Raw genomic sequence first — 21931 nt, forward strand, 5'->3', positions numbered from 1 at the left:
CTCCAATATCACTTGAATGAATATTTCTACAATTTCATTTTATAAAGAATTTAATCATTTGGAAAATTGAAATACATGATATAATCATTCACAAATCATGATAATAAAAGAGGGATTGCTTATGGAAATGAGACATGTTAAAACATTTTGTGCCATTGTTAAATATGGCAACTTTTCTAAAGCTGCTCATGCATTAGGTTATGCGCAATCTACAGTGACCGCCCATATTAAATCATTAGAGAGCGATTTAAACATTCCTCTATTCGATCGATTAGGAAAAAAAATACTTCTTACAAAAGCAGGTCATCAATTTCATCCTTATTCCCTAGAATTACTTGCTATTTATGAAAAAGCGCAAGAAATCCCTCAAAATAGTGATAATTTAGAGGGAACATTAACAATTACCTCTAACGAATCATTAGCAGTGTATCGTTTACCACAATTATTACGTACTTACAAACAGGAAAATCCGAAAGTAAATATCGTACTGGAAACAACTACAAACGAACAAGCAATGAATAAGCTGCGTGAAGGAGAAACAGATGTTATTTTCATAATTGGAGAAAGTATGGAACATAATGATTTTATTACACGTACTTTTTGTAATGAAACATTTGGATGGATTTTACCTACTCATTACTCAACACACTCTAATCCATTTTGTTTATTAAAGGATACCCAGTTTATCTTTACAGAACAAAGCTGTGGCTATAGACCGATGGTAGATCGTTTTTTACGTCAAAGCGGGACTATTCCAGCTAAAACATTTGAAACTTCCAATGTTGAAGTCATTAAACAATCCGTGATGTGTGAGTTAGGAATTTCAATTCTTCCTTACATCGTTGTACAAGAAAGTTGTCAAAAAGAACAACTCTGTTATCAGCCCATCGAAACTCCAGCAGTCATTCAAAGCCACGTAATCTATCATAAATCTAGATGGATATCACCAGTTTTACAATCGTTTCTTACATTGTTAGAGAGAATAGAATAGAAAAGTAAGCGAGTAATTACAAAAATGAGTAACTGCTCTAAAAAGCAATTACTCATTTTTATTAAAACATTTGTGTTCATAACAATACAGGTGTTTCAAAATCAATATGTACCTTATTTATTAGTTTGTCCCCCACCTGCAATTAATTTACTACCTGAATATGTACCTTTTTGTATAAAAACTTGATTAATTAATTCTTTTTGCTCCTTTTCTGACATTACTCCTTTCCCTTCTCCTAAATTCCCACTTTGTAATTTCCAAATCTTGTTGTGGTCCACATCAACCTTTTCATATTTTCCTTGTTTCCATCGTTCTAAAATATCCACATATGTACTTTTTTGTGCAACATCATTACTATTTATAATTTCAAGTAAACTTTCAATACGTTCTTGTGTAATAAAGATATATCCCCATTTTTGATCTGCTTTCGCTTTTTGATGTGCCATTTCATGTAATGCTGTCTGTATGTTCTCATCTGTCCATTTGAAATTTTTATTAAAACCACTATTCGGCAATGAATAATTCCCATTTTCTAACATCTTTGCATCTTCGGCTTTTACATTACTATCAGCTAGCACTTCTACTGCCGGAGCTGCTGGTGATTCCTTTTTCGCAGCTGGTTTACTATTATTCAGATAATACAGCATACCATACGTTACACCTACCCCGATTACCGCCATACCAGCTATAATTCCTATGATTTTAAATAATGTTTTCATCTTGCTTGTTTCCTCCCAAATATCTCTGTTCTTACTACCTCATTATTTCTTATATAAAGCAGTTCCTTCATTCAAAATAGTTCATCCCACCCCCTATCATATTATTTATATATATTTCCTTATATTGTATTTCTTTTTTTGTGAAATTGAAAGATTATTCTGTTAAAAAATAAAGATATTCTACAAAATTTCCCTTTATATTTATATGGAAACAAAAAAACAACGAGCGCCTTCTAAAACACTCGTTGTTTTTACTTTATGCTCGATTCTCTTTTAACCACTCCGTAATAGCATCTAACCTCGAAACATCAAAACGTCTTTCTTCACACACGTTTAAGCTGTTTAAACTTTTCACAATTTCTAATTCATTCGACTTTATACTTTTTGCTTCAATCAATTTACAGTACCCGTCTGTGACGTTATTTAAATTTTCATAATAACGCTGAAATGCTTTAGATATATGTAAATGTTTTTCAAAGTTTCTTCTTTTTTTCGTCCCATCAGACTCTTTCCGTTTTCTAAGCTCTTCATCACTTGTATATAAATAAAAATATTGATCTGGAAAACCAATTTCTTCGTTAATTATCTTTTCTTTATAAAAGTTTTCTATTAAAGATAACGGCTGATTAAATATATCAAAATGGAAACACCAATTATAACTAAGTGGCTGATAAATATCACCATCGAGTATTACTAACTCATATTGCTGCGACTTCTGCATTGCTATATTCCAGCGCTCTACTTGTTTTTCAAAATACCATGTTCTATGTTCATTTTTTGGTCTTTCAAATAATAGATTAACTTCAGGTATAATAAATGCACCGTAATTTTTTTCTAACTCACGACACGTACTGCTCTTACCAACAGCACTTGCTCCCTCAAACGCTATAATCCCCATAGTTTCTCCCACTTTCATTAACTTAAATCTCTTTGCTTCGCATTTTTCCCCCATAACTGTCTCCATAAAACAATTGAAGCGATAGAAAGCATTATTGTTGTAATGATACTACCTTCAATCCCAAATGAGCCTCCATGAAGGACTTCATTGCCATTTGTTACAGGTTTAAAAAGTGGTGTAGAATACATTGACATTCCACTTACTGCAAAACCGTAGATGTTATATTGCGCCCAATTCCAAATAGAATGCCACGCGCATATCCCCCAAAGACTACTGTCTTTTAATACGTAAAAAGCTGCAAATATACCAACTAATATTATATTCGATATTGAAAGAATTGTAATACCTGGATTAAGCAAATGAAGAAAACCAAATAAAAAGGACGTCACAACAATCCCAATCCATATACGGCTTCTAACAGAGAGAACTGGGAATAACCAACCTCGTACAACAATTTCTTCAGTTGCACCTTGTATTAAAAATGCAACTAAAGATCCTATAATACCGAATATAGCGGTTACCGTAATTTCTTGCATTTGTAGTTTTACATTGCCTGTTAATAAGAGTAAAATTACTGGTATTGAAATGAAAACAAACCCTATTAATGCACCTCTCAAATACTTTCTTATCCATTGATTCCCCCAAAAACCAATTGATGAAAATGATCTTTTCTCTACAAATCTAATCCATAAAAAAACAAAAAATATAGCCCCGCCAAACGTTAATACCATCTCAATATTGCTATAAATCGCCTTCATAAAGGTTGTTTCTGCTTTCGGTAAAAACAGCATAAATAATATGAAAAATTCACCTAAAGTTAAAAATACAATTGCAAGTATAACAGCGAAAACAGGATGAACTTTTCTTCTCCCTTCTTTTGCTGCTTCGATTATTTTAAATTGAGTATTTTGCAATATTTTATCCTCCTCCTAATTATTGTACTCATCAGTATTCTTAAAATATATATAGCCTTTCCTTTAAACTTACTTTTTAATATTAATGATCTTGGTTTGGAATAAATCCAGATTTGGAATAATATATACATAAAAGAGATGTCTTTGTACCTTTTACCAATTTCTCCTCATATTACTTATTGGCATTACCAGCACTTGCTATTTTCCGCCATTTGTTGTAAGATGGTAATTAAGGTCAATTTAACACTATATTTTCTTTGCATATTATCAAGTATCAATCAGGAACATTTTGTACTCCTTATGGATTTTTGATAATATGTGAACTTTTATTTTCAATCGAATAAGGCCGATCATATTGTAATCTTTTTAAATTTTAGGAGGCATTACCATGACATTAACAGGTAAAGTAAAATGGTTTAACAGCGAAAAAGGTTTCGGTTTCATCGAAGTTGCAGACGGTAGCGACGTATTCGTTCACTTCTCAGCTATCACTGGCGACGGCTTCAAGTCTCTTGACGAAGGTCAAGAAGTTAGCTTCGAAGTTGAAGACGGTAACCGTGGACCTCAAGCTAAAAACGTTGTAAAGCTATAATTCAATCAATAAAAAGGTTGTTACCAGCTCGGTTAACAACCTTTTTAATATATAACTAAAAATTTTTACATAAAAGGAGTGGTTACATGTATCGCAATCGAAAGAACGATGTAGCAGAAGTACCACCAGAACAAACCCCTGTTTGGGAATGTGAATCAGAGGATTGTTTAGGATGGATGAGAAAGAACTTTTCATTTGAAGAAGAGCCTAAATGCCCTTTATGTAAAAGTAGTATGAAAAGCGGAGAACGTTTATTACCTAAAATAGGTTGATTTTTACAAGCCCCTCTTATTTAAAATAAGAGGGGCTTTTTTATTAATAATGAATATCCTCTACATCTGTTCGTACAATAGAATACATTAATGCATCGTGTTGTTTATTTCCTTGATGAATGTATCCACGTAACAGCCCTTCTTGTTGAAAACCTAGTTTAGATAACATATTACACGAAGTTATATTTTCAGGATATGTAATAGCTCCAATTCTAAATAAACCTAAATCTCGAAATCCATAAGTAATAATTTCTCGAGCAGCTTCAGAAGCATAACCATTCCCCCAATAACGAGGATGCAAATCATATCCAATCTCTGAGCGTTTACTCCAAAGTTGTAAATTATTTAATCCAATTGTTCCTACTAAATTATTTGTGTCTTTTAATACAATCCCCCAACGCATTGCCTTTTTCTCAAAGTAATTTTTCGAAAAAGATTCAATCATACGTGAAGCTTGTCCAAACTCAGTAAAAGAATTCATACCGTAATAACACGTTACCTCATCTAATGAGAATATTTCATATATTTTTTGACAATAAGATTGTTCTATTTCAACTAAGCGCAAGCGTTCTGTTTCTAACATAGGAAATACCATAGGATCACTCCTTTCTCTCTACTCATTTATTATAGCAGAAAAAGTATTTATAATTAGGAAAGTCCTTAATGTCCCACAAATCAAATATTTCTAGCGATGTTTATCCTATTAATAATATATAACTTCGTTGTATTTATTAATTCCCCTCTAAAAACCACCCCTAATTTATACCCTCTCATGTTAAAATATAGAAAAAGAGTAAATACTTCTTACGGAGGTGCTTAAACTTTATGTATATTTTCATTGGCTTATCCCTCTTGCTCATTTTACTCATTTTTTTATTCGCAAAAAAATTCACACCAAACTCATTTATGATGACAAGTTTTAAAGGAAATAGCTTTAAGACATTTTCAGTTGGTATATTAATCGCTGCCACACTCTCTCTTTCATACGGAATGTATCACGCAGCAACATATCAACCTAGATATTTAGATATTAAATTGCAAAATCAAAATTTCACTGTTTTTGGTAATGTTGGTGAGTTTGGTTATTTCTCAGAAGAATTACTAAAAAAAAATGCAGAAGTTGAACTGTATTTTGTCTCTTGGGAAACAATACAATTAAATAATCCAGAAATAATAGTAGACTACCCTTCAGGCAAACAGGAAACATGGAAGCCTAATATAACATTAATTCCTACAAATAAATTAAAAGAAAAACATAGTATTAAAGAACTTTATCGGCTCTCACCGTATTCCTTTGAAGAATCTGGGAAAATAACATTAACTATTAAAGAGAATAAAGCCAATCATAAAAAGATTGCAATTAATGTGAAATAATTACAAATAAAATGTCCCTCCATTATGTTGGAGGGACATTTTATTTACATATGTATTCAATATTATTATTTTGACTGTTCATTCAATGTCGTAATTATTTCATTGGCAGTATTCTTTCCGTTTCCAATACAAGCACCAATTCCTACACCGTAATATGAAGCACCAGCTAAGTATACATTAGGATAAAGCACGGCCAATTTTTCTTGTAATGATTGAACAGCTTGATTATGTTCTAAATGATATTTCGGCATTAAATCTTTCCAATTTGTAACTTCAATTACTTCCGGTTCACCTTTAATTCCGAGGCTCTTTTCAATATCATATAAAGCAACTCGTACTAATTCTTCTTCACTATAACTTTTGATCGTTTCATATACTGGATTAGTGCTCTTATAAAACATTCTTACTAATAGCTTTTGTTTACCAGATGTATGTTTCCACTTCCTGCTTGTCCATGTGCAAGCATCACAATGTAAATCACTGTTTTCCGTTACGATAAAACCTGTGCCGTCAGCCGGTAGTTGTTCATCTAGTATGTCAAAACCTAAGTAAATACTTATAAGCGATGAATTTTTAAATTTATTAAAATGCTCATTTAACTCATTAGACTGTAATAACGTTTGTGCGATATCATGTGGAGCTGCTAAAACGACATAATCAGCTTGTATTGTCTCATGATTTGCAAAAGAAACCTCATACCGATCCCCTTTTTTACTTATCACTGTTGTTACAGCACCTTTATTAATGACAGTCTCCGTCAGCACTTCTTCTAAGCGATTAATAATTGTAGATAGTCCACTTTTAAATGATACAAACTTTTTATTTCCTGCTGACTGAAATTGTTTTTTATTCTCTTCAAAACCTTTAATAATACTTCCGTATTTATTTTTATACTCAAGTAAATATGGTAACGTAGATGCCATTGTAAGCTCATTCAATTTACCGGAATATACACCTGAAAGCACAGGTGCAATTTGTCTTTCCACTAACTCTTTCCCTAAAAAGCTTTCTAAAAATACAGCAAGTGATGTATCCTTTGTAAACTCCTTATTTTTCGTAATAAAATCTTTTAAAGCAACGATTTTCCCTTTTTTTGAGACTAGTGTACTGCTAAATAACGATTCAACACTCATAGGAATCCCAAATATAGTGTCAGCAGGAATTGGATGTAATATGTTATCAGAGTATATGTAAGAAATACCTGTTTCGTTATATACCATTTCATTTTCTAAATTTAAATCTTTTACAAGCGGCAAAACATGTTCATTACGAGCTACGATAGAATCTGCTCCAGATTCCATAATAAAATCATTTTCTTCCACACTGTGGATTTTACCACCTAAATACTCTTCTTTCTCAATAAGGATTAAATTTAAATCTATATTATAATCCTTCTTTAATTTTTCTAAATAAAACATAGTAGAAAGTCCAGTAATACCTCCACCGATGACAACGACTGTTTTCATATTTGCTGCGCCCCTAACCGATACAATTAATAATTCCTTTATTATTATAACCAAAAATTATCATAGTCGACTAGCGACTTGCGCATTCTGTAAGAAATTAGACAATATATATGAATAAAAAAGAACTATAACATATTCAACTCACGTCATAGTTCTTTCTATTTTAAAAACATAAACCAGTTTATTAATTTGTCAATTTCTTGGCTGAGTGCTATTACTTTTTCATGTTGAAGTCCATAATTTGAGACTAGGTTCAATAATTCTTCTTTTTTCAATTCAATTATTTTTTCTAACTTCACTAATTCCATGTCGTCTTTATTCGCTCCAATTTCAAAATATATGTATTTTAGTATAGCCTACTTACATAATAAGTAAAAGTCTCATGCTAATGTAAAATCTTACATATTTGAAAAAATAATATACTACTAACAAAAAAAGAGACTTAAACTAAGCCTATTATTACAGGTCATTATAATTTTCTACCATTTTTTATAAATATATTAGTTTATGAATGTGTACCATTTACTATTAATTTAAAGTTAGACACTTTTACTCATTAATAATACAACAGAATTTCTCAAATGTTTTATCTTTATATTCTGGAACCCTTGTTAAGTGATCAAAATAACTATATGAAAATTTAAATATGTGTCCAAAATCCCAATTAAATTCACTGTAGTCTTTAAGCCAGAATGCATTATCTAGCGGAAGTGTATCAACTTGTTTTGCTTTTGTGAGCGGTAAACGATCTACAGGAGAATTCAATATTATTTGGGCATTCAGCATTAAATTGCGACTTTTTCTAAGTACATAAACTAGCTTTAATAGTGGTTTTATTCCTCGTTGAAATAATTCTACATGCCCTAAGTCATATAATATATTAATCGCATGTGAGAAGGTAAGCATATGACCAATTAAATCGTGATGTGATTCTGCCTTATATATAACATTAAATTTAGATAACTCATTTAAAATAAATTCAGATAATTGCTTCGGGTTTTTAATTTCGCTTTGAATCTCATCATTATTTATAATTAGTTGCTTTACTTCTTTAGTTGTAAAACCAATCCAAGATCTACCGGGAATTGTTTTTTGAAACGATAATATAAGGTTTGCTATATTATTAATATCTTGCTCACTCCCCCAATGACTTAACTCCTTAATGGCTAGTAAACTTAAAGAAGCGTAAATTACATTATGACCAACCCAATGGAGTTCATCAATCGTTTGTTCCAAAGATTTGATTATCGTTTCTTCAGCACTTTGATAATCGACACCTTGTTTATTATCAATTGTTTCGCCTAACCTTTGCTTATGGAGCATCATTTTCGCTTGAGAATAAATGTTACAGGCAGTTTTTTCATCAATGTTATTGTTTTTCGTAAAAAAATAACTAGCAATGGCAGCTGCTCCGAAATGTGCATGCCAAATATCATTTGTTTCTTTTTTACATTGAGATATAATTGAGAGCCCATCTTTTAATACATTTATATTTTCCATTATTATCCGCTCTTACCCCCTAATAAAAATGACTTTTCAGCATCTACAAAGTCGGCAAAAAGCCAGGTGAAAACTCTTGAAAAGTTTCCTCCTTTACAGCTATAAATTTAAATTGCCCCTGTCGCTCAACAAGAATTAAATTTGCTTCTAATAATATTTTGAGATGATACTTATTCATCCCTAATGCAGTCTCAATCTTCCACAATTGTGTTTGTTTTGATTATGAAATAAATAACGAACAATCTCTCGTTTTACTCCTGCCAAAGCCTTAAAAATTTTCACTCTTTGTTTATCTGAATTATTTGGTTTGATAATCATGGAACTATCTTAATTTTTTGTCAAGTCTCTCATCTTCTTAAACATACAAAGTGAAAATCAAATGTGTATGTATTTATAGATAGTTGTTTTATTATACACGCGAATCTTTATGTAATTGATACTTTCTATTATGTTACCACTTAGTATGTATCCTTAAGCTACTTCCTTAGCTTAACGAAGGTGTTAATACAAATAAGATGTGATTCATTTCATCACTCTTATTCAAAAATCTATGTTTCACGTTCGGTGGAATACGCACAACATCTCCTTCTTCTAAAAAATATTCATTCCCTTCCAATTCCACATACACTTCCCCTTTCATTACAACTGCAATTTCTTCCTTATCTTCGTGGGAATAGTGACTTTCTGTTGTATTTGCATATCCGTTTAAATCCATCATTAACATTTCAATGCGAGCTTTCATAAAATCTGGTGTTAACACATCATAAACAATATGATCATTATTTTCTCGATATACTTTTTTCCGATCTTTCTTCTTAGAAATAAGTGAGTCTGTATCAATATCATTAATAAAAAGAGTAAACAGCGGTACATTTAATGCTTTCGCTATTAATTCCAATACATTTAAAGAAGGATTGGCATGTCCTCTTTCAATTTGACTAATAAGTGAAGTACTGATTCCTGCATAATCAGCAAATTCACGAATTGTCATATTATTTTTCTTACGATAACTTAAAACAGTTTGACCTAGTCGATAATGAATCATTGTTACAACTTCCTTTCGTCCATCATAATACATCTTTCGTTCCTTTTGTGCTGACATACTAAACAGTGGCAATTAATGCTTCCTTATTTCATCTTAGGCTTATATACTAACTTTTGTACATTATATTATATACAGTTCATTATAATAAACAATCAAACGGAGGGACAAACTTTGAAATCACCTATTCTTTCATATTTCATCTTATTTTTCGGCGTGTTCGCCTTATCTACTTCAGCAATCTTCGTAAAAATAGCAGATGCCCCTGCAGCAATCACTGCTTTTTATCGATTATTGTTTGCTACGGTAATTCTTTTACCGTTTCTAATATTTAATACAAACAATCGAAGCGAACTTTGCTCATTATCAAAAAAGCACTGGGGATTTGGACTCTTATCTGGATTATTTCTAGCAGCTCATTATGTACTATGGTTTGAATCATTACAGTATACTTCTGTAGCAAGTTCTACAGTTATTGTAACGTTGCAACCTTTATTTTCAATGGTCGGTGGTTATTTTTTATTTAAGGAACGGTTTACGAAAGGTGCAATTATAGGCTGCCTTATTGCAATTTCAGGAAGTATCGTGATTGGGTGGCAAGATTTTCAAATTAGTGGTGAGGCTTTATACGGCGATATTTTAGCTTTTATTGCTGCTGGCGTCATAACAGCTTACTTTTTCATTAGTCAACATGTTCGTAAAGACCTATCCCTAATACCGTACTCGGTAATTAGTTATGGCAGTAGTTCACTTTTTCTCGGTATATTTGCTTACACACAGCAGTCATCTTTCTTCAATTACACTACACAAACATGGTGGTCCTTTATAGGTCTTGCATTCATTGCAACGATTTTAGGACAAACAATTTTCAATTGGTTATTAAAATGGATGAGCGCTACTGTTATCTCGATGAGTATTTTAGGAGAGACAATTGGAACTTGTATTTTAGCCTATTTCATTTTAGATGAAACAATTTCTTTACAGCAAGGACTAGGAATTCTACTTATTTTCATTGGATTAGCAATATTTTTATTACAACCGAAACAATTGAATCACAATTTATAAAGTGAAACTTTAATCAGTGGGAGTTTTACTGCCCACAAATAGCGGGATAAACAAGAAAAGCATGACATTAGTTTGCCATGCTTTTCTTGTTTATTTATTATTGCGGAGATTGTTCCACTTGCTTTTGCTTTAGCCTTTGCTCCAATACATGAATCATAAAGAGGAAATGCTCTGCCTCTCTTGTAACATGATCAGCAAGCAATGGATTTATGACATTTCGGATTTGACATGTTTGAATTAACTCTAATCCTGCTTTTTTGAAATCCCTTAACTCAACAGTGGCATTTTCACTATCTTTATTCATTTTTCCTATAATCGGGTATGTCGGTTCTTTTTGATATAACATCGATTCAACATCTCTAGCTTGGTTAAGCAAAATTTCGAAATCATCACCGAATTTCAACGCTGTATGAACAAGATTTCTTTCCGATTGATCCAGTAATGATCCAATAAAACGTGAGTGTTCCATCATAATACGCAGCCAGAAAACATTCTCACTAATAATCGCATCTTGAATAGGATCCATTTTCCCTTCGTTAAACTTTTGAAGTGTCCGCATAAAATATTCTGCTTCTCGTGCAACATGATCCACTAAAAGTGGGAAATTAAACCCTTTCACTTTACAATTGATGATTAAAATTAGTAAGTTTCTTTTATAATTACGAAAAGCATACACTAACTGAATGCTCTCTTCATTTAATTGCCTTACCGCTTGAACAGTTTGTGGAATAGTAAATGCTTTTTGCAGCTGCCTATCAAACTGATTATAAAACTGTTCTACTTGCTGAATTAAATTTTTATCGTTACGATTAAACCCCTCACCAAGAAACAAAGCATGCTCTTTCATAATACGTAACCAAAATCTATTTTCAGTTATAGATCGTTCAATAAATAATTGTTCTGTTAATGATTCAGATGGAGCTGCTTTCAATTCCGGTGGCAACAGCATAGCTCGCTGTGGGTCCATAATAAAATGTCCAGGAATAGGTTGGTCTGTCGACATTACAATCACTCCTTGTTCCTTGAATGCTCAATTATACTGTGTATGAAAATAAATAAAATTCAAATATACTTATGCAATCGTTTTTTCAAGGTTTTTGAAATTTCCACATATGCATTCCCCTTGCACATAGAAATAGATTCTATTAAGTCATATGCTTTCCGGATTGAGATGATTCCTAATGCTTCATCCTTTAAAACATCCTTTAAATAAAAGTTGCTCTTTATTTTTAATAAACTAAAAAAAGTATGGCGTCCTTTTGCCATACTTTTTTCAAAACAAATCGATATTTCTGTTCAATTTACACCCCTATTTATTATGTACAATCAAACCATTTGGTCTAAAACGACTCATCATGATTTCGTTAACAAAATTTCCATGAGCCTTCAAATTCCCAACCTTTACACCCTCTTCGATAAATCCAAATTTTTCATATAATACTTTGGCTCTAGGATTCGTTTCTAATACACCAAGTTCCACTCGTTCTAACATTAGCCAATTATCAGCTAAATCAAGCATTTTTGTAAGAAGTACTTTTCCAATTCCTTTATTGTGATACTCACTATCTACTCCAATGAATAAATCACCCGAGTGAGATCTTCGCCCTGGACTTTGGGTTAAACCGACAAATCCAACAACTTCTCCATCATATTCTGCTACAAATTCAAATTGATTCCGTGCTAAATTTCGAATTCTATTCTCCATTGCATCTACACGCATACTAGGTAGGAAAACCATATATGGTAAAACATCATCTTGAATGCATATACGATGAATTGCTCTAGCATCTTGTGTTTCTACTGCTCTAACGTTAATCTCCATCTTTTTCCCCTCCATTCAAATATAATATTCTAATATCCCATATTAAAATCCTGCCACCCCTTATTTCTTTGTGTTATTTCCATATAATTATTTCAATATAATATTCGCTTTTTGAACATCATCTCTTATATTCCCTCTCGTTCAAAATGAAAAAATCACTTAGAATATGCTAAGTGATTTTTTATTTAATTATTTACCCTATTATACAACTCAAGCAGTTCTTCTACTGAAATACCATTTATTTTCATACCAGTAATATCACAATTTTCTATTTCAATATTTTTCAGATTACTACTACGTATTGTAGTACTTTCCAAATCACATCTATCAAATGAAATAGGATCTTTATCCTCTCCAAGGCTTGTATCTCTAAATTGAACTCCACCTAAAGTCACAAAATTAAATTTACTGCCAGAAATATTTAAATCTGCATATGAGGAATTTCTAAAATTAATATTCCTAAAGGTTGATTGACTCACATTACAATTACTCATATTTATATTCATTACATTACTACTAACATATGAACTATTTTTTAAATTCACTTGATAATACTCTGTATTTGCCAAATTACAGTTTTCCTATTGACCATTTTTCATATCTTTATTTTGAACTAAGTTTTCTTCGCTTAAAGCTATCTTTATTTTTTTCACATAACAATACTCATCTTCCGTTTCAAAAATTGTCTCATAGCCCATTTTTTTATAAAAATGATGATTATTAATCTGTCTACTAGACGTCTCAAGATCCCAAATTCTTACGCTTGGAAACTCTTCTTCTATAAAATCAATAACCTGTGCTCCAATTCCTATTCCTTGATGTTTAGGATCTACAAATATACGATCAATTCTACCGTAAGACTTACCAGAAATCGTAACTATAATTCCCCCGATAATTTCTTTATTCATTATCACTTTGAAAGATTCCAGTTCTTCAATCGAATATTTCATCATTTCAACTGATGGATATCCTGGTGGTTGAATATTATAATCAATTACACCATCTTGATCACACAACCATTGTTTTGCTTCTTCATCGAATGTTCTTTTCATTATTTCTGTCAACTTTTCAGCATCTAAAATTGTAGCTTTTTCAATAGATATTATCGTCATTTTGTTTTCCCCTTAAATGTTACAAACCAATAACTTATATGTACAACAAAGTTATTAATTCACTTTTGTTTTTAATACTTTTCCCATTATTACATAAGGAACATCCTCTTTACTTGGATGAAATGGTTCCAATACATTTACCCAATCTAATTTTCCATTCATTACTCCTATTTTTAGCGATTATATTTACTAGCATTTATAAAAAATTATAAAATAAAGAATATTAAAACGGAATATTTATCTTCTCATTCATTTGCTAAATACAATAAACCTGCACAATAAAAAGCTCTGGAGCATTTTTATAAAAAATTCATGCTTCAGAGCTTAAGAAAAATTTTAATACACTTAAAACTTCATCATACATTTCGTCTATATTTTTCATTGTATATTCCAAATGACCATTCTATATCAGACCAACAAAAAAGAAGGTGGCCTAAAAATCAGTTTTACTGACTTTTTCGGCCACCTTCTTTTTATAAAGTATCTTCTTTTCTTAATTGCTTTTCTTCTTTCCAAAGCTTTCCTGGCCAAAAAGCAAAACGTCCTAATACAACTGTAATTGCTGGTACTAATAATGGTCTTACAATAAACGTATCTAGTAATACACCGATTGCTGTTACTATACCGAATTGAACGAGAACTTGAATTGGTAACGTACCTAACACTGCAAAAGTTCCTGCTAAAATTAAACCAGCTGATGTAATTACACTTCCTGTTTGTATAACACCATTTTTTACTGCATCTACATGATTTTGTTTCTTTCTATTTTTCCATATTTCTGAAACCATGAAGATATTATAATCTTCCCCTAAGGCAACTAAAAATACGAATGCATATAACGGTATCGCACCTTGTATCGCGGGAGCTCCCATACCGAAATGCAGTAAAATCCAGCCTGCTCCTAATGCAGAGAAGAAAGATAAAACGACAGTTACAATTAAGTAAATCATCGCAACGATTGAACGTAAATACACGAGTAAAAGTACAGCGATGATACTAATCATAACCGGAATAATAACCGCTTCATCCCGTTCAGTAATTTGCTTTGTATCATATAAGGAAGCTGTTTCTCCGCCAATCCATAAATGATTCTCAGCTTTACTAATTCCTTCATCTTTTAATACCTTTTCTACACTATTTTTCAATTTAGGGATTTGATCTAACGCTTCAATGGAGTAAGGGTTTTCTGCTAAAGAAACTTCATACATTTGCAATTGATTATTTTCTTTTCCCTTCATTGGCTCTTTCACTTTATTAACAAAAGATAATTTCTCTATTTCTTGTTTAATAGGTAAATCTTTTCCCTTTGAATCAACTACAATCTTTACCGGTGCTAATTCTCCAGCTGAAAAATGATCAGTAATTAGTGTAAATCCTTCACGTGATGGCATATCTTTCGGGAATGATTCTAATAAATCGTACGTGTATTGAATACGTGGTACAAATGAAGCCAAGCCTCCTAATAAAAATACGGTTAGCATAATAATTGTCCACGGTTTACGTACAACAATATCACCAAGTTTTTTACTAAAGAACCCTTTAGTATTTTTTACTTTTACTACTTTCTTTTTCTTTCTTGCAAACTCTTCATTCATTGCAGCTGTTCTCGGTATGAACGGGAAAAATGCAACTCTACCGAAAATTAATAATAATGCTGGCAGAATCGTTAAAGCAGCGATTCCCATAATGAAAACAGCCACACTAAATGGAACTGCGAATCGATGAAAAGCTCCATAATGAGCAAGTAATAACGTTCCTAACCCTAGTACTACAGTAAGTGCACTCATTATAATTGCTCCACCTGATGCTTTTATCGCAAGTTGCAATGCTTTATACTTACTTTCTTCTTCTAGCAAGTACTCTTTATATCTTGAAATAAGAAATAAACAATAGTCCGTTCCTGCTCCAAACAGTAAGACAGTCATAATCGATATAGCCTGTGCATCTACTTTAATCCATCCATTGTCTGCTAAAAAGCCCAGTGTCGGACTAATAATTCCATATGCAAAGCCAACAACAAGTAAAGGTAAAATTGCTAAAATTGGTGAACGGTACAATAAAATTAATAAAACCAATACTAGTAGTACAGTAGCAACTAATAATTTCACATCAGCTTGACTAAATAAACTTACCGCATCCGTTTGAATACCTACAGGTCCAGATAATCGAACATGTAAACCAGAGTCGGTAATTTTTTGTTTGAATGGATCTTCATCCACTTTACTATTCACTATTTTTCGTAACTCTTCTAAATTACCTTTTAATATATCCGTTCCAGCAGATTTATTAAAAAATATTGGTGTGACAAATGATGTACCATCTTTTGATGCACTTTTTGATAATACTTGCTCTGGAATTGTATCAAATGGTGGTAACAATGATTGTTCTTTTAAAGGGTCCGTTTTTAACTCTTTATAAACGTCCTGTATTAATTTGTAGTCTTTTGACTCTAATCCACCATCCCGATGCCATACAACTAACAACGGATTTCCTGCATTATTAGGAAATTCTTTTTTCATAAGTGCTTCAGCTTGCTGTGACATAGCTGTTTCAGGTAAATTTTTCGGATTCGGTTCTTTCGTACTGTTTACTTGTGGTAACGTAAATGAAAGTACTAATGTAATAAGAATCCATACCGATAAAGTTATCCATTGCGTATTCTTCCCTGCTACAAGCCTCCCTAACATATGTAACGGGTGCTTTTTCATAAAACCCCACCTTCCTTTTTTCCTCCAATATTAATTATATATACTGGTCGGTTAATTAATCAAGAATGATTAAAAAATTATGTTATAATTATCTCAATAATAAATGTCAGGAGCGAATGTATTTGGATCAAAAACAACGTCCTCTCGGAAGGCCTCGTCAAAATAAAAATACAAAGTCTACAAAAGAAATCATTTTAGAAGTTGCAACTAGGTTATTTCTCACTCAAAATTATCAAGTTGTTTCGATGGATGAGGTCGCGAAAGAATGTGGTGTTACAAAAGCAACCGTCTACTATTACTATTCAACAAAAGCGGATTTATTTACCGCTACTATGATTCAAATGATGGTACGAATAAGAGAAAATATGGATCAAATCCTCTCTACAAATAAGACTTTGGAAGAAAGATTATTGGACTTTGCTACAGTATACTTACACGCAACGATGGATATTGATATGAATAATTTTATGAAAGATGCAAAACTCTCTTTATCTGAAGAGCAATTAAAGGAATTAAAAAATGCCGAGGATAACATGTATGAAGTGTTGGAAAAAGCGCTAGATAACGCAATTCTCCTTGGAGAAATTCCTAAAGGAAATCCTAAATTTGCTGCCCATGCTTTCGTCGCTTTATTATCAATCGGGAATTTTAAAGATGAGAATCACAATCCTACTCTTGCAAATATAGATGAATTAGCAAAAGAAATCGTTTCGTTTTATTGGAATGGGTTAAGTCATCAAAATTAAATTGATTATATTTAATAAAGAGCACATTTGAAATTCCTTCAAACATGCTCTTTATTAATTTAAGGGTTTTATTTATATACTAGCAATTAGATTATACTTTAGCACCGATTAACAAAAAATTCTTATCTACAGCTTTTGAATTTGTGCATTTATATTCCCCTTACTTAACCCACCATGGTAACAAACTACAGAATCAATTTCTAGATTTAAATACTTCTTCAAAGAATTTTGCGCTTCTTTTATATCCAAAGTAGTTGGGGCATGAATTCCCCCTAAAATTCCGTTTACGCTATACATTGAATCCCCAGCGATAAGAGTTTTACTTTGTCTCAAATATAAACTAATATGACCAGGAGTGTGCCCGGGGGTATGAATAATAAGAATACCACCGCAATATGGAAGTTCTTGGCCGTCAACCAAAGTATCATCCACTTTTCCTTTTGGTGGATTCTCTACATTTCCATCTTTCAATAAAGGTAAATCCCCTTCAATATATGGCTTATCTAGCTCGTGAGCATAGACTTTTATATTACTTCCACAGTTTTGTAATAGTTCAGGAAGACTACCTATATGATCTATATCTTGATGCGTCAAAATGACAACTTTTAGTTTATCAAACGATACTCCAACCTTACCCATTTCTACTCGTATATCTTCAATTTGTCCAGGAAATCCAGTATCTATTAAAACTGCCATTTCATCATCCCATAAAAGAATTGGGTGAATAATAAATTCTTGAAATTCAAGGTGTAGCATTTCTACTCCTTTAGCAATCTCCATAACATTATTCTCCTTTATAACGAAATTTTTGAAATCTAAAAATTGGCCTGATAAACAAGTAATTCTAAATTACAAAGCCCCGCTATCGTTTAATATGTTTCGTCATACCAATCGAAAATCCCTCAAATCCAATTGATTCATAGTAAGATTTTAAATCTTCAACACACATAAGTTGTGGAATAACTCGTTTTTGTTCACAGTGCCGGATTAATCGTTCCACTATTTCCTTTCCAACGCCCATGGACTGATATTCTGGCAATACACATACACCGCAAATAATACCCGTTATTACACCATCTGATATTACTCGTCCCATCCCAATTAATTGTTGCTCCTTAAAAGCATATATCACATACCAACTTTATTTACACATTTGCTCTAACTCGTTAACCGATAATTTAAGAGAATTCCATCCTAAAGATTCATACATAGTTAATAATTCATTGAAATCTTTAGGGGGTTCAATCGTGTAATTTAAAATAGTTTTCATGTAAATACTCCCTATCATCCTTTTTGTTTTATTCCAAAAAAATTTTGACCGTCGTTAAACTGACTAGAACAATACTTCAATAAGAAAAAATGAAACTCCTTCTCTTTAAAAACATAAGGAACTTAATAAGATTGGTACCATATATTTCTCTATTTAATATTTGTTTAATATATCAACTAATGGTGAGTATAAAATATATACATTTCAACCATCACCAAATACTGAATCTAAATTACAATTATAAGAAAAAGAAGGTATCTCATCTTTGTGAGATACCTTCTTTTATATCAATCTATCATTATATTATCAACCGAAAATCATACAGCTACATACGATAAGAACAAACAAAACTAATAAACTATTTGAGAAATAACCCATAGAATACTACCCCTTTATTTCATTATGTAAAAGATTTTACCATAAAATTATTTACAGCATAATATCTGAAAAAGACATTAGCTTCATTAGTTTTTTATATATAAAGTAATATTTTATAATATTTCTATTCTCCGCTCATAAAAAAACTTTAACTTTTCCTCTACTGTATCTCTCACGATTTAAATAACATTGATATTAGTAAAAATAGTAATAAAATAATTACTAAATTGATAAAGGACACGAAAAATAATGACTAATAAAGAATTAACAAACGAATACATGAATTTATTATTAAATATGTCAGGTACTTTTAAATTATTATCAGAGAAATCCACTGAATTTACACATTTAGAGCAACACATAGTTGAGTATATTGCCCAGCAAAAAGTCGCTGTAAATTTAAAAATGATTGCTAGTTATTTAAACATACCTAAACAACAATTAAGTGTAACCGTTCGTAATTTAGAGCAAAACGGATACATTGTAAAAAAACAAGATACAGTAGATAAACGAGCTGTTTTAATTTCCTTAACAGATAAAGCTGAAAAAGTACATTATGAAAGATGGAAACAAATTTATAATAATTTCACTAGTAATATTGAAAAACTCTGTGAAGAAGATCAACGTGATTTAACTTACGGACTGTATAAAACAAATAAAATGCTATCAAAAATGCTAAATAACGACTAATCATATATATAATATTTTTTATTATTAAACGGGGGACGTTTCATGGTTAAAGAAATAGATTTACAATCAGTTCAAGGTACTATGCTTATTCCACTATGGGGACGAGCATATGGTAGTGAGAAAAACAAGGATATTTTAGATGATACGGAAGCTATTCGGATTATTAAAGAATGCGACTTTGATTTCTCTAAAATAGCAGATACATTTGGCGAATACGGATGTATCACTTACATTACCCGTGCACGAAAAATTGATGATACTATACAATTTATTACAAAGAATCCGAATGCTACTATAGTAAATATCGGTTCTGGTCTAGACACTACTTTTTCAAGAGTTGATAACGGTACAATACAGTGGTATAACCTTGATTTGCCTGATGCAATCGCTTTCCGCAAAACATTAATTGAAGATACACCACGAAATATAAGCATTGCCAAATCATTCTTTGACACTTCTTGGTTCAACGATATAAACTATGATCCGAAGGACGGGATTCTTTTTATATCAGCAGGTGTGTTTTATTACTTTAAAGAAGAGGAACTGAAGGAGATAATTGTCGCTATGGCAAAACGTTTTCCTGGAGGAGAGTTATATTTTGATGCTGAATCAAAGTTCGCACTGACGCTTTCGAATACTACTGTAAAAAAATCTGGTAATAACGGTGCTATGATGTATTTTTATGTAAACAATCCAAAATCAATAGAAAGATGGTCTTCTAACATAAAAATATTAAGCTGTTTGTTCCCCTTTCTTTAAACATATACCTACAAATAAAGATTGGGATGGAAGTACACGAATCATGATGCGGATTGTAAATTTAATAAAGATGTTGAAGTTCGTTCATATACGGTTTGAAAAATGATTAATCTATAGCTTATATATTATATCGTATACAAAAAAGACCTCGATTTTATTAAATTCATATAATAATAGGATAGTTAGTCCATTATGAGGGCTAATTATCCTTTTTTATTTACATAATGAATGAAATAAGTAAACAATAAATATCTAGTTTAATCAGTATAATAAAGATATATAACTTGAAACGTTCGATTGTTTTTGGGAGGAGGACAAAGCCTCGGTGCGAAGGCAGCACTCCGCTTTCGAGGACATGCTTCAGTTATAGTTTGTCACTATTTGGATTATAAATCAGTTCTTTTATCTTTATCTGGATTCTCGCCCAAACTAATGACCTCTTCTCCTTTTCAATAGTTTCGAGTTAGGTCCGGGATTTCTAAAGGTCGCGTACGTTCCAAACAATCTCACCGCGCTCGTCCCACGTACTGTGATGCCTCTCAAATCCTATCTTTTCTAACACCCGGAAGGACGCAACATTCCATGCGCCTACAGTCGACCAAAGTCTGTGGCGCCCGGTAGCAATCGCAGCGTCCAGCACAACAGATGCTGCCTCAGTCGCATAGCCTTTGCCATGAGCACTGCGGAACAACTCGTATGCGATCTCCGGCTCTTCCAGTGTGGAACGACCGATAATCAAGCCACAGTATCCGATGAAATCACCTTCGTCTCGTCGGCGGATAGTGAGAAGGGAAATACCATTTTCGACTGCCCTCTTACGCATCTCGATAAGCTTGCTACGAACGGCGTCAAGGGTTGGCATATCCACACCACGTTCGCCAATTAATTTTCTCATCCAGACTGAATCGGATTCCTCCCACATACTCAGATCAAGTCGTTCAGTTTTCAGCTGGAACTCCATAGCTTTAAATAAAGCTGTCATAGTGGAAACCTCCTAGTTATGTCACTGCACTCATAATATAATGTACACCATCTTCCAACATGTACTGAATCACTTATTTTCTCTCCTTATCGCTCATTTACTACCACCTAAATGTATATGTTCTAATTATTAACACCTTTTTCCTTTAAATTCTTTAGGCCCTATCCTCATTTATAGTAATAGCTTTCTTATTCGAAAAAAGATTTTTAAAAATTCCTACCCCTACAATTAATAGACCTATACCAATTAATTTATTTATTTGTATAGGCACTCTCTCCATTCCAAACAATCCAAATGTATCAACACATAATGCAACAACTAATTGAGTAATAAGGCTAATGAGCACCGTATAAGCTGGACCTAAACTCTTTATTGCACCCATTATACAAATAATTAATCCGATACCAAACAATCCACTTATATAAAATAAATAATTTGCAGTATAAAAGTTAACGCTTATACTTTTCTCTGTAATGATATGAAATAAAACAGAACTTATGAGACCTATTCCAAGAACACATGCAGTTGTTAACCACTGTCCTACAATTTCATTCACTTTCGTATTAAAAACAGATTGTAAGCTAATTAATATTCCAGCTAATATAGCTAAACTAAATCCAATCATAACCCT

21 protein-coding genes and 4 pseudogenes are annotated in these 21931 nt (G+C 32.0%); 8 read left to right on the top strand and 17 right to left on the bottom strand.

Annotated features, from left to right (window positions below; all coding sequences use genetic code 11):
* Positions 1 to 97 precede the first annotated feature (97 nt).
* A complete protein-coding gene (locus MR155_RS25955; RefSeq protein WP_242311481.1) occupies positions 98 to 991 on the top strand; it encodes a LysR family transcriptional regulator in 894 nt (297 codons plus the stop codon).
* 113 nt (positions 992 to 1104) lie between these two features.
* Here MR155_RS25955 and MR155_RS25960 read toward each other — a convergent pair whose 3' ends face one another.
* The 3 genes from MR155_RS25960 to MR155_RS25970 form a co-directional block, all read right to left on the bottom strand.
* The gene (locus MR155_RS25960; RefSeq protein ID WP_219302247.1) at positions 1105 to 1710 is read right to left on the bottom strand and encodes a PRK06770 family protein; all 606 of its coding nucleotides are present in this window, start codon (positions 1708 to 1710) and stop codon (positions 1105 to 1107) included.
* 256 nt (positions 1711 to 1966) lie between these two features.
* Complete coding sequence (locus MR155_RS25965) at positions 1967 to 2608, bottom strand: nucleoside/nucleotide kinase family protein (protein ID WP_219303717.1); 642 nt, start codon at positions 2606 to 2608, stop codon at positions 1967 to 1969.
* Between the two features lie 17 nt (positions 2609 to 2625).
* The gene (locus MR155_RS25970) at positions 2626 to 3522 is read right to left on the bottom strand and encodes a CPBP family intramembrane glutamic endopeptidase (RefSeq protein WP_242311482.1); all 897 of its coding nucleotides are present in this window, start codon (positions 3520 to 3522) and stop codon (positions 2626 to 2628) included.
* A 388-nt stretch (positions 3523 to 3910) separates the two neighbouring features.
* Here MR155_RS25970 and cspD point away from each other — a divergent pair, with 388 nt between their 5' ends.
* Positions 3911 to 4114: a cold-shock protein CspD gene (gene cspD, locus MR155_RS25975; protein WP_002012849.1), complete on the top strand. Its 204-nt coding sequence runs from the start codon at positions 3911 to 3913 to the stop codon at positions 4112 to 4114.
* A gap of 86 nt (positions 4115 to 4200) precedes the next feature.
* Positions 4201 to 4386 carry a cold-shock protein gene (locus MR155_RS25980; protein ID WP_000286202.1) on the top strand — a complete coding sequence of 62 codons (186 nt, stop codon included), beginning with the start codon at positions 4201 to 4203 and terminating at the stop codon, positions 4384 to 4386.
* A gap of 43 nt (positions 4387 to 4429) precedes the next feature.
* Here the strand turns inward: MR155_RS25980 and MR155_RS25985 are convergent, their stop codons facing one another.
* Positions 4430 to 4981: a GNAT family N-acetyltransferase gene (locus tag MR155_RS25985; RefSeq protein ID WP_002031946.1), complete on the bottom strand. Its 552-nt coding sequence runs from the start codon at positions 4979 to 4981 to the stop codon at positions 4430 to 4432.
* Positions 4982 to 5211: 230 nt separating this feature from the next.
* Here MR155_RS25985 and MR155_RS25990 point away from each other — a divergent pair, with 230 nt between their 5' ends.
* Positions 5212 to 5760: a hypothetical protein gene (locus MR155_RS25990; RefSeq protein WP_219302245.1), complete on the top strand. Its 549-nt coding sequence runs from the start codon at positions 5212 to 5214 to the stop codon at positions 5758 to 5760.
* Between the two features lie 65 nt (positions 5761 to 5825).
* Here the strand turns inward: MR155_RS25990 and MR155_RS25995 are convergent, their stop codons facing one another.
* From MR155_RS25995 to MR155_RS26010, 4 genes are all read right to left on the bottom strand, one after another.
* Positions 5826 to 7226, bottom strand: coding sequence for a protoporphyrinogen oxidase (locus tag MR155_RS25995; RefSeq protein WP_002031950.1), 1401 nt, complete (start codon positions 7224 to 7226; stop codon positions 5826 to 5828).
* Between the two features lie 158 nt (positions 7227 to 7384).
* Entirely contained in the window at positions 7385 to 7534 is a 150-nt protein-coding gene (locus MR155_RS26000) for an aspartyl-phosphate phosphatase Spo0E family protein (RefSeq protein WP_002012842.1), read from the bottom strand.
* 241 nt (positions 7535 to 7775) lie between these two features.
* Entirely contained in the window at positions 7776 to 8726 is a 951-nt protein-coding gene (locus tag MR155_RS26005) for a hypothetical protein (RefSeq protein ID WP_219302243.1), read from the bottom strand.
* Between the two features lie 484 nt (positions 8727 to 9210).
* Positions 9211 to 9828, bottom strand: a complete 618-nt coding sequence (locus tag MR155_RS26010) for an XRE family transcriptional regulator (protein WP_219303716.1) — start codon at positions 9826 to 9828, stop codon at positions 9211 to 9213.
* Between the two features lie 114 nt (positions 9829 to 9942).
* Here MR155_RS26010 and MR155_RS26015 point away from each other — a divergent pair, with 114 nt between their 5' ends.
* Positions 9943 to 10833 (top strand): DMT family transporter, encoded by an 891-nt coding sequence (locus MR155_RS26015; RefSeq protein WP_113936534.1) that lies wholly within the window; start codon positions 9943 to 9945, stop codon positions 10831 to 10833.
* A 97-nt stretch (positions 10834 to 10930) separates the two neighbouring features.
* Here MR155_RS26015 and MR155_RS26020 read toward each other — a convergent pair whose 3' ends face one another.
* The 5 genes and pseudogenes from MR155_RS26020 to MR155_RS26040 all read right to left on the bottom strand — a co-directional run bounded on the left by MR155_RS26020 (position 10931) and on the right by MR155_RS26040 (position 16475).
* Complete coding sequence (locus MR155_RS26020) at positions 10931 to 11836, bottom strand: DUF2935 domain-containing protein (protein WP_002141730.1); 906 nt, start codon at positions 11834 to 11836, stop codon at positions 10931 to 10933.
* A 306-nt stretch (positions 11837 to 12142) separates the two neighbouring features.
* The gene (locus tag MR155_RS26025; RefSeq protein ID WP_242311483.1) at positions 12143 to 12655 is read right to left on the bottom strand and encodes a GNAT family N-acetyltransferase; all 513 of its coding nucleotides are present in this window, start codon (positions 12653 to 12655) and stop codon (positions 12143 to 12145) included.
* 185 nt (positions 12656 to 12840) lie between these two features.
* A pseudogene (locus MR155_RS26030) lies at positions 12841 to 13767 on the bottom strand (GNAT family N-acetyltransferase).
* 54 nt (positions 13768 to 13821) lie between these two features.
* Positions 13822 to 13920, bottom strand: a pseudogene (locus MR155_RS26035) (GNAT family N-acetyltransferase); the annotation flags it as partial.
* Between the two features lie 320 nt (positions 13921 to 14240).
* Positions 14241 to 16475: an MMPL family transporter gene (locus MR155_RS26040; protein ID WP_242311484.1), complete on the bottom strand. Its 2235-nt coding sequence runs from the start codon at positions 16473 to 16475 to the stop codon at positions 14241 to 14243.
* Positions 16476 to 16597: 122 nt separating this feature from the next.
* Between MR155_RS26040 and MR155_RS26045 the strand changes: the two genes are divergently transcribed.
* Positions 16598 to 17221, top strand: coding sequence for a TetR/AcrR family transcriptional regulator (locus MR155_RS26045; protein WP_219302239.1), 624 nt, complete (start codon positions 16598 to 16600; stop codon positions 17219 to 17221).
* Between the two features lie 126 nt (positions 17222 to 17347).
* Here MR155_RS26045 and MR155_RS26050 read toward each other — a convergent pair whose 3' ends face one another.
* Positions 17348 to 18001: an MBL fold metallo-hydrolase gene (locus MR155_RS26050; RefSeq protein ID WP_242311486.1), complete on the bottom strand. Its 654-nt coding sequence runs from the start codon at positions 17999 to 18001 to the stop codon at positions 17348 to 17350.
* Between the two features lie 82 nt (positions 18002 to 18083).
* A pseudogene (locus MR155_RS26055) lies at positions 18084 to 18491 on the bottom strand (GNAT family N-acetyltransferase).
* Between the two features lie 627 nt (positions 18492 to 19118).
* On the opposite strand from MR155_RS26055, the gene MR155_RS26060 reads away from it, so the two are divergent.
* Together MR155_RS26060 and MR155_RS26065 are read left to right on the top strand one after the other, a co-directional pair.
* On the top strand, positions 19119 to 19559 hold the full coding sequence (locus MR155_RS26060) for a MarR family winged helix-turn-helix transcriptional regulator (protein ID WP_242311488.1): 441 nt from the start codon (positions 19119 to 19121) through the stop codon (positions 19557 to 19559).
* A 42-nt stretch (positions 19560 to 19601) separates the two neighbouring features.
* Positions 19602 to 20424 (top strand): annotated as a pseudogene (locus MR155_RS26065) (class I SAM-dependent methyltransferase).
* Between the two features lie 372 nt (positions 20425 to 20796).
* Here MR155_RS26065 and MR155_RS26070 read toward each other — a convergent pair.
* Positions 20797 to 21300 carry a GNAT family N-acetyltransferase gene (locus MR155_RS26070; RefSeq protein WP_002085671.1) on the bottom strand — a complete coding sequence of 168 codons (504 nt, stop codon included), beginning with the start codon at positions 21298 to 21300 and terminating at the stop codon, positions 20797 to 20799.
* A gap of 154 nt (positions 21301 to 21454) precedes the next feature.
* Positions 21455 to 21925 carry a DMT family transporter gene (locus tag MR155_RS26075; protein WP_085311005.1) on the bottom strand — a complete coding sequence of 157 codons (471 nt, stop codon included), beginning with the start codon at positions 21923 to 21925 and terminating at the stop codon, positions 21455 to 21457.
* Positions 21926 to 21931 lie beyond the last annotated feature (6 nt).

It is taken from the genome of Bacillus cereus group sp. BfR-BA-01331, assembly GCF_022663915.1.
In the GTDB taxonomy this organism is placed as follows: Bacteria; Bacillota; Bacilli; order Bacillales; family Bacillaceae_G; genus Bacillus_A; species Bacillus_A mycoides.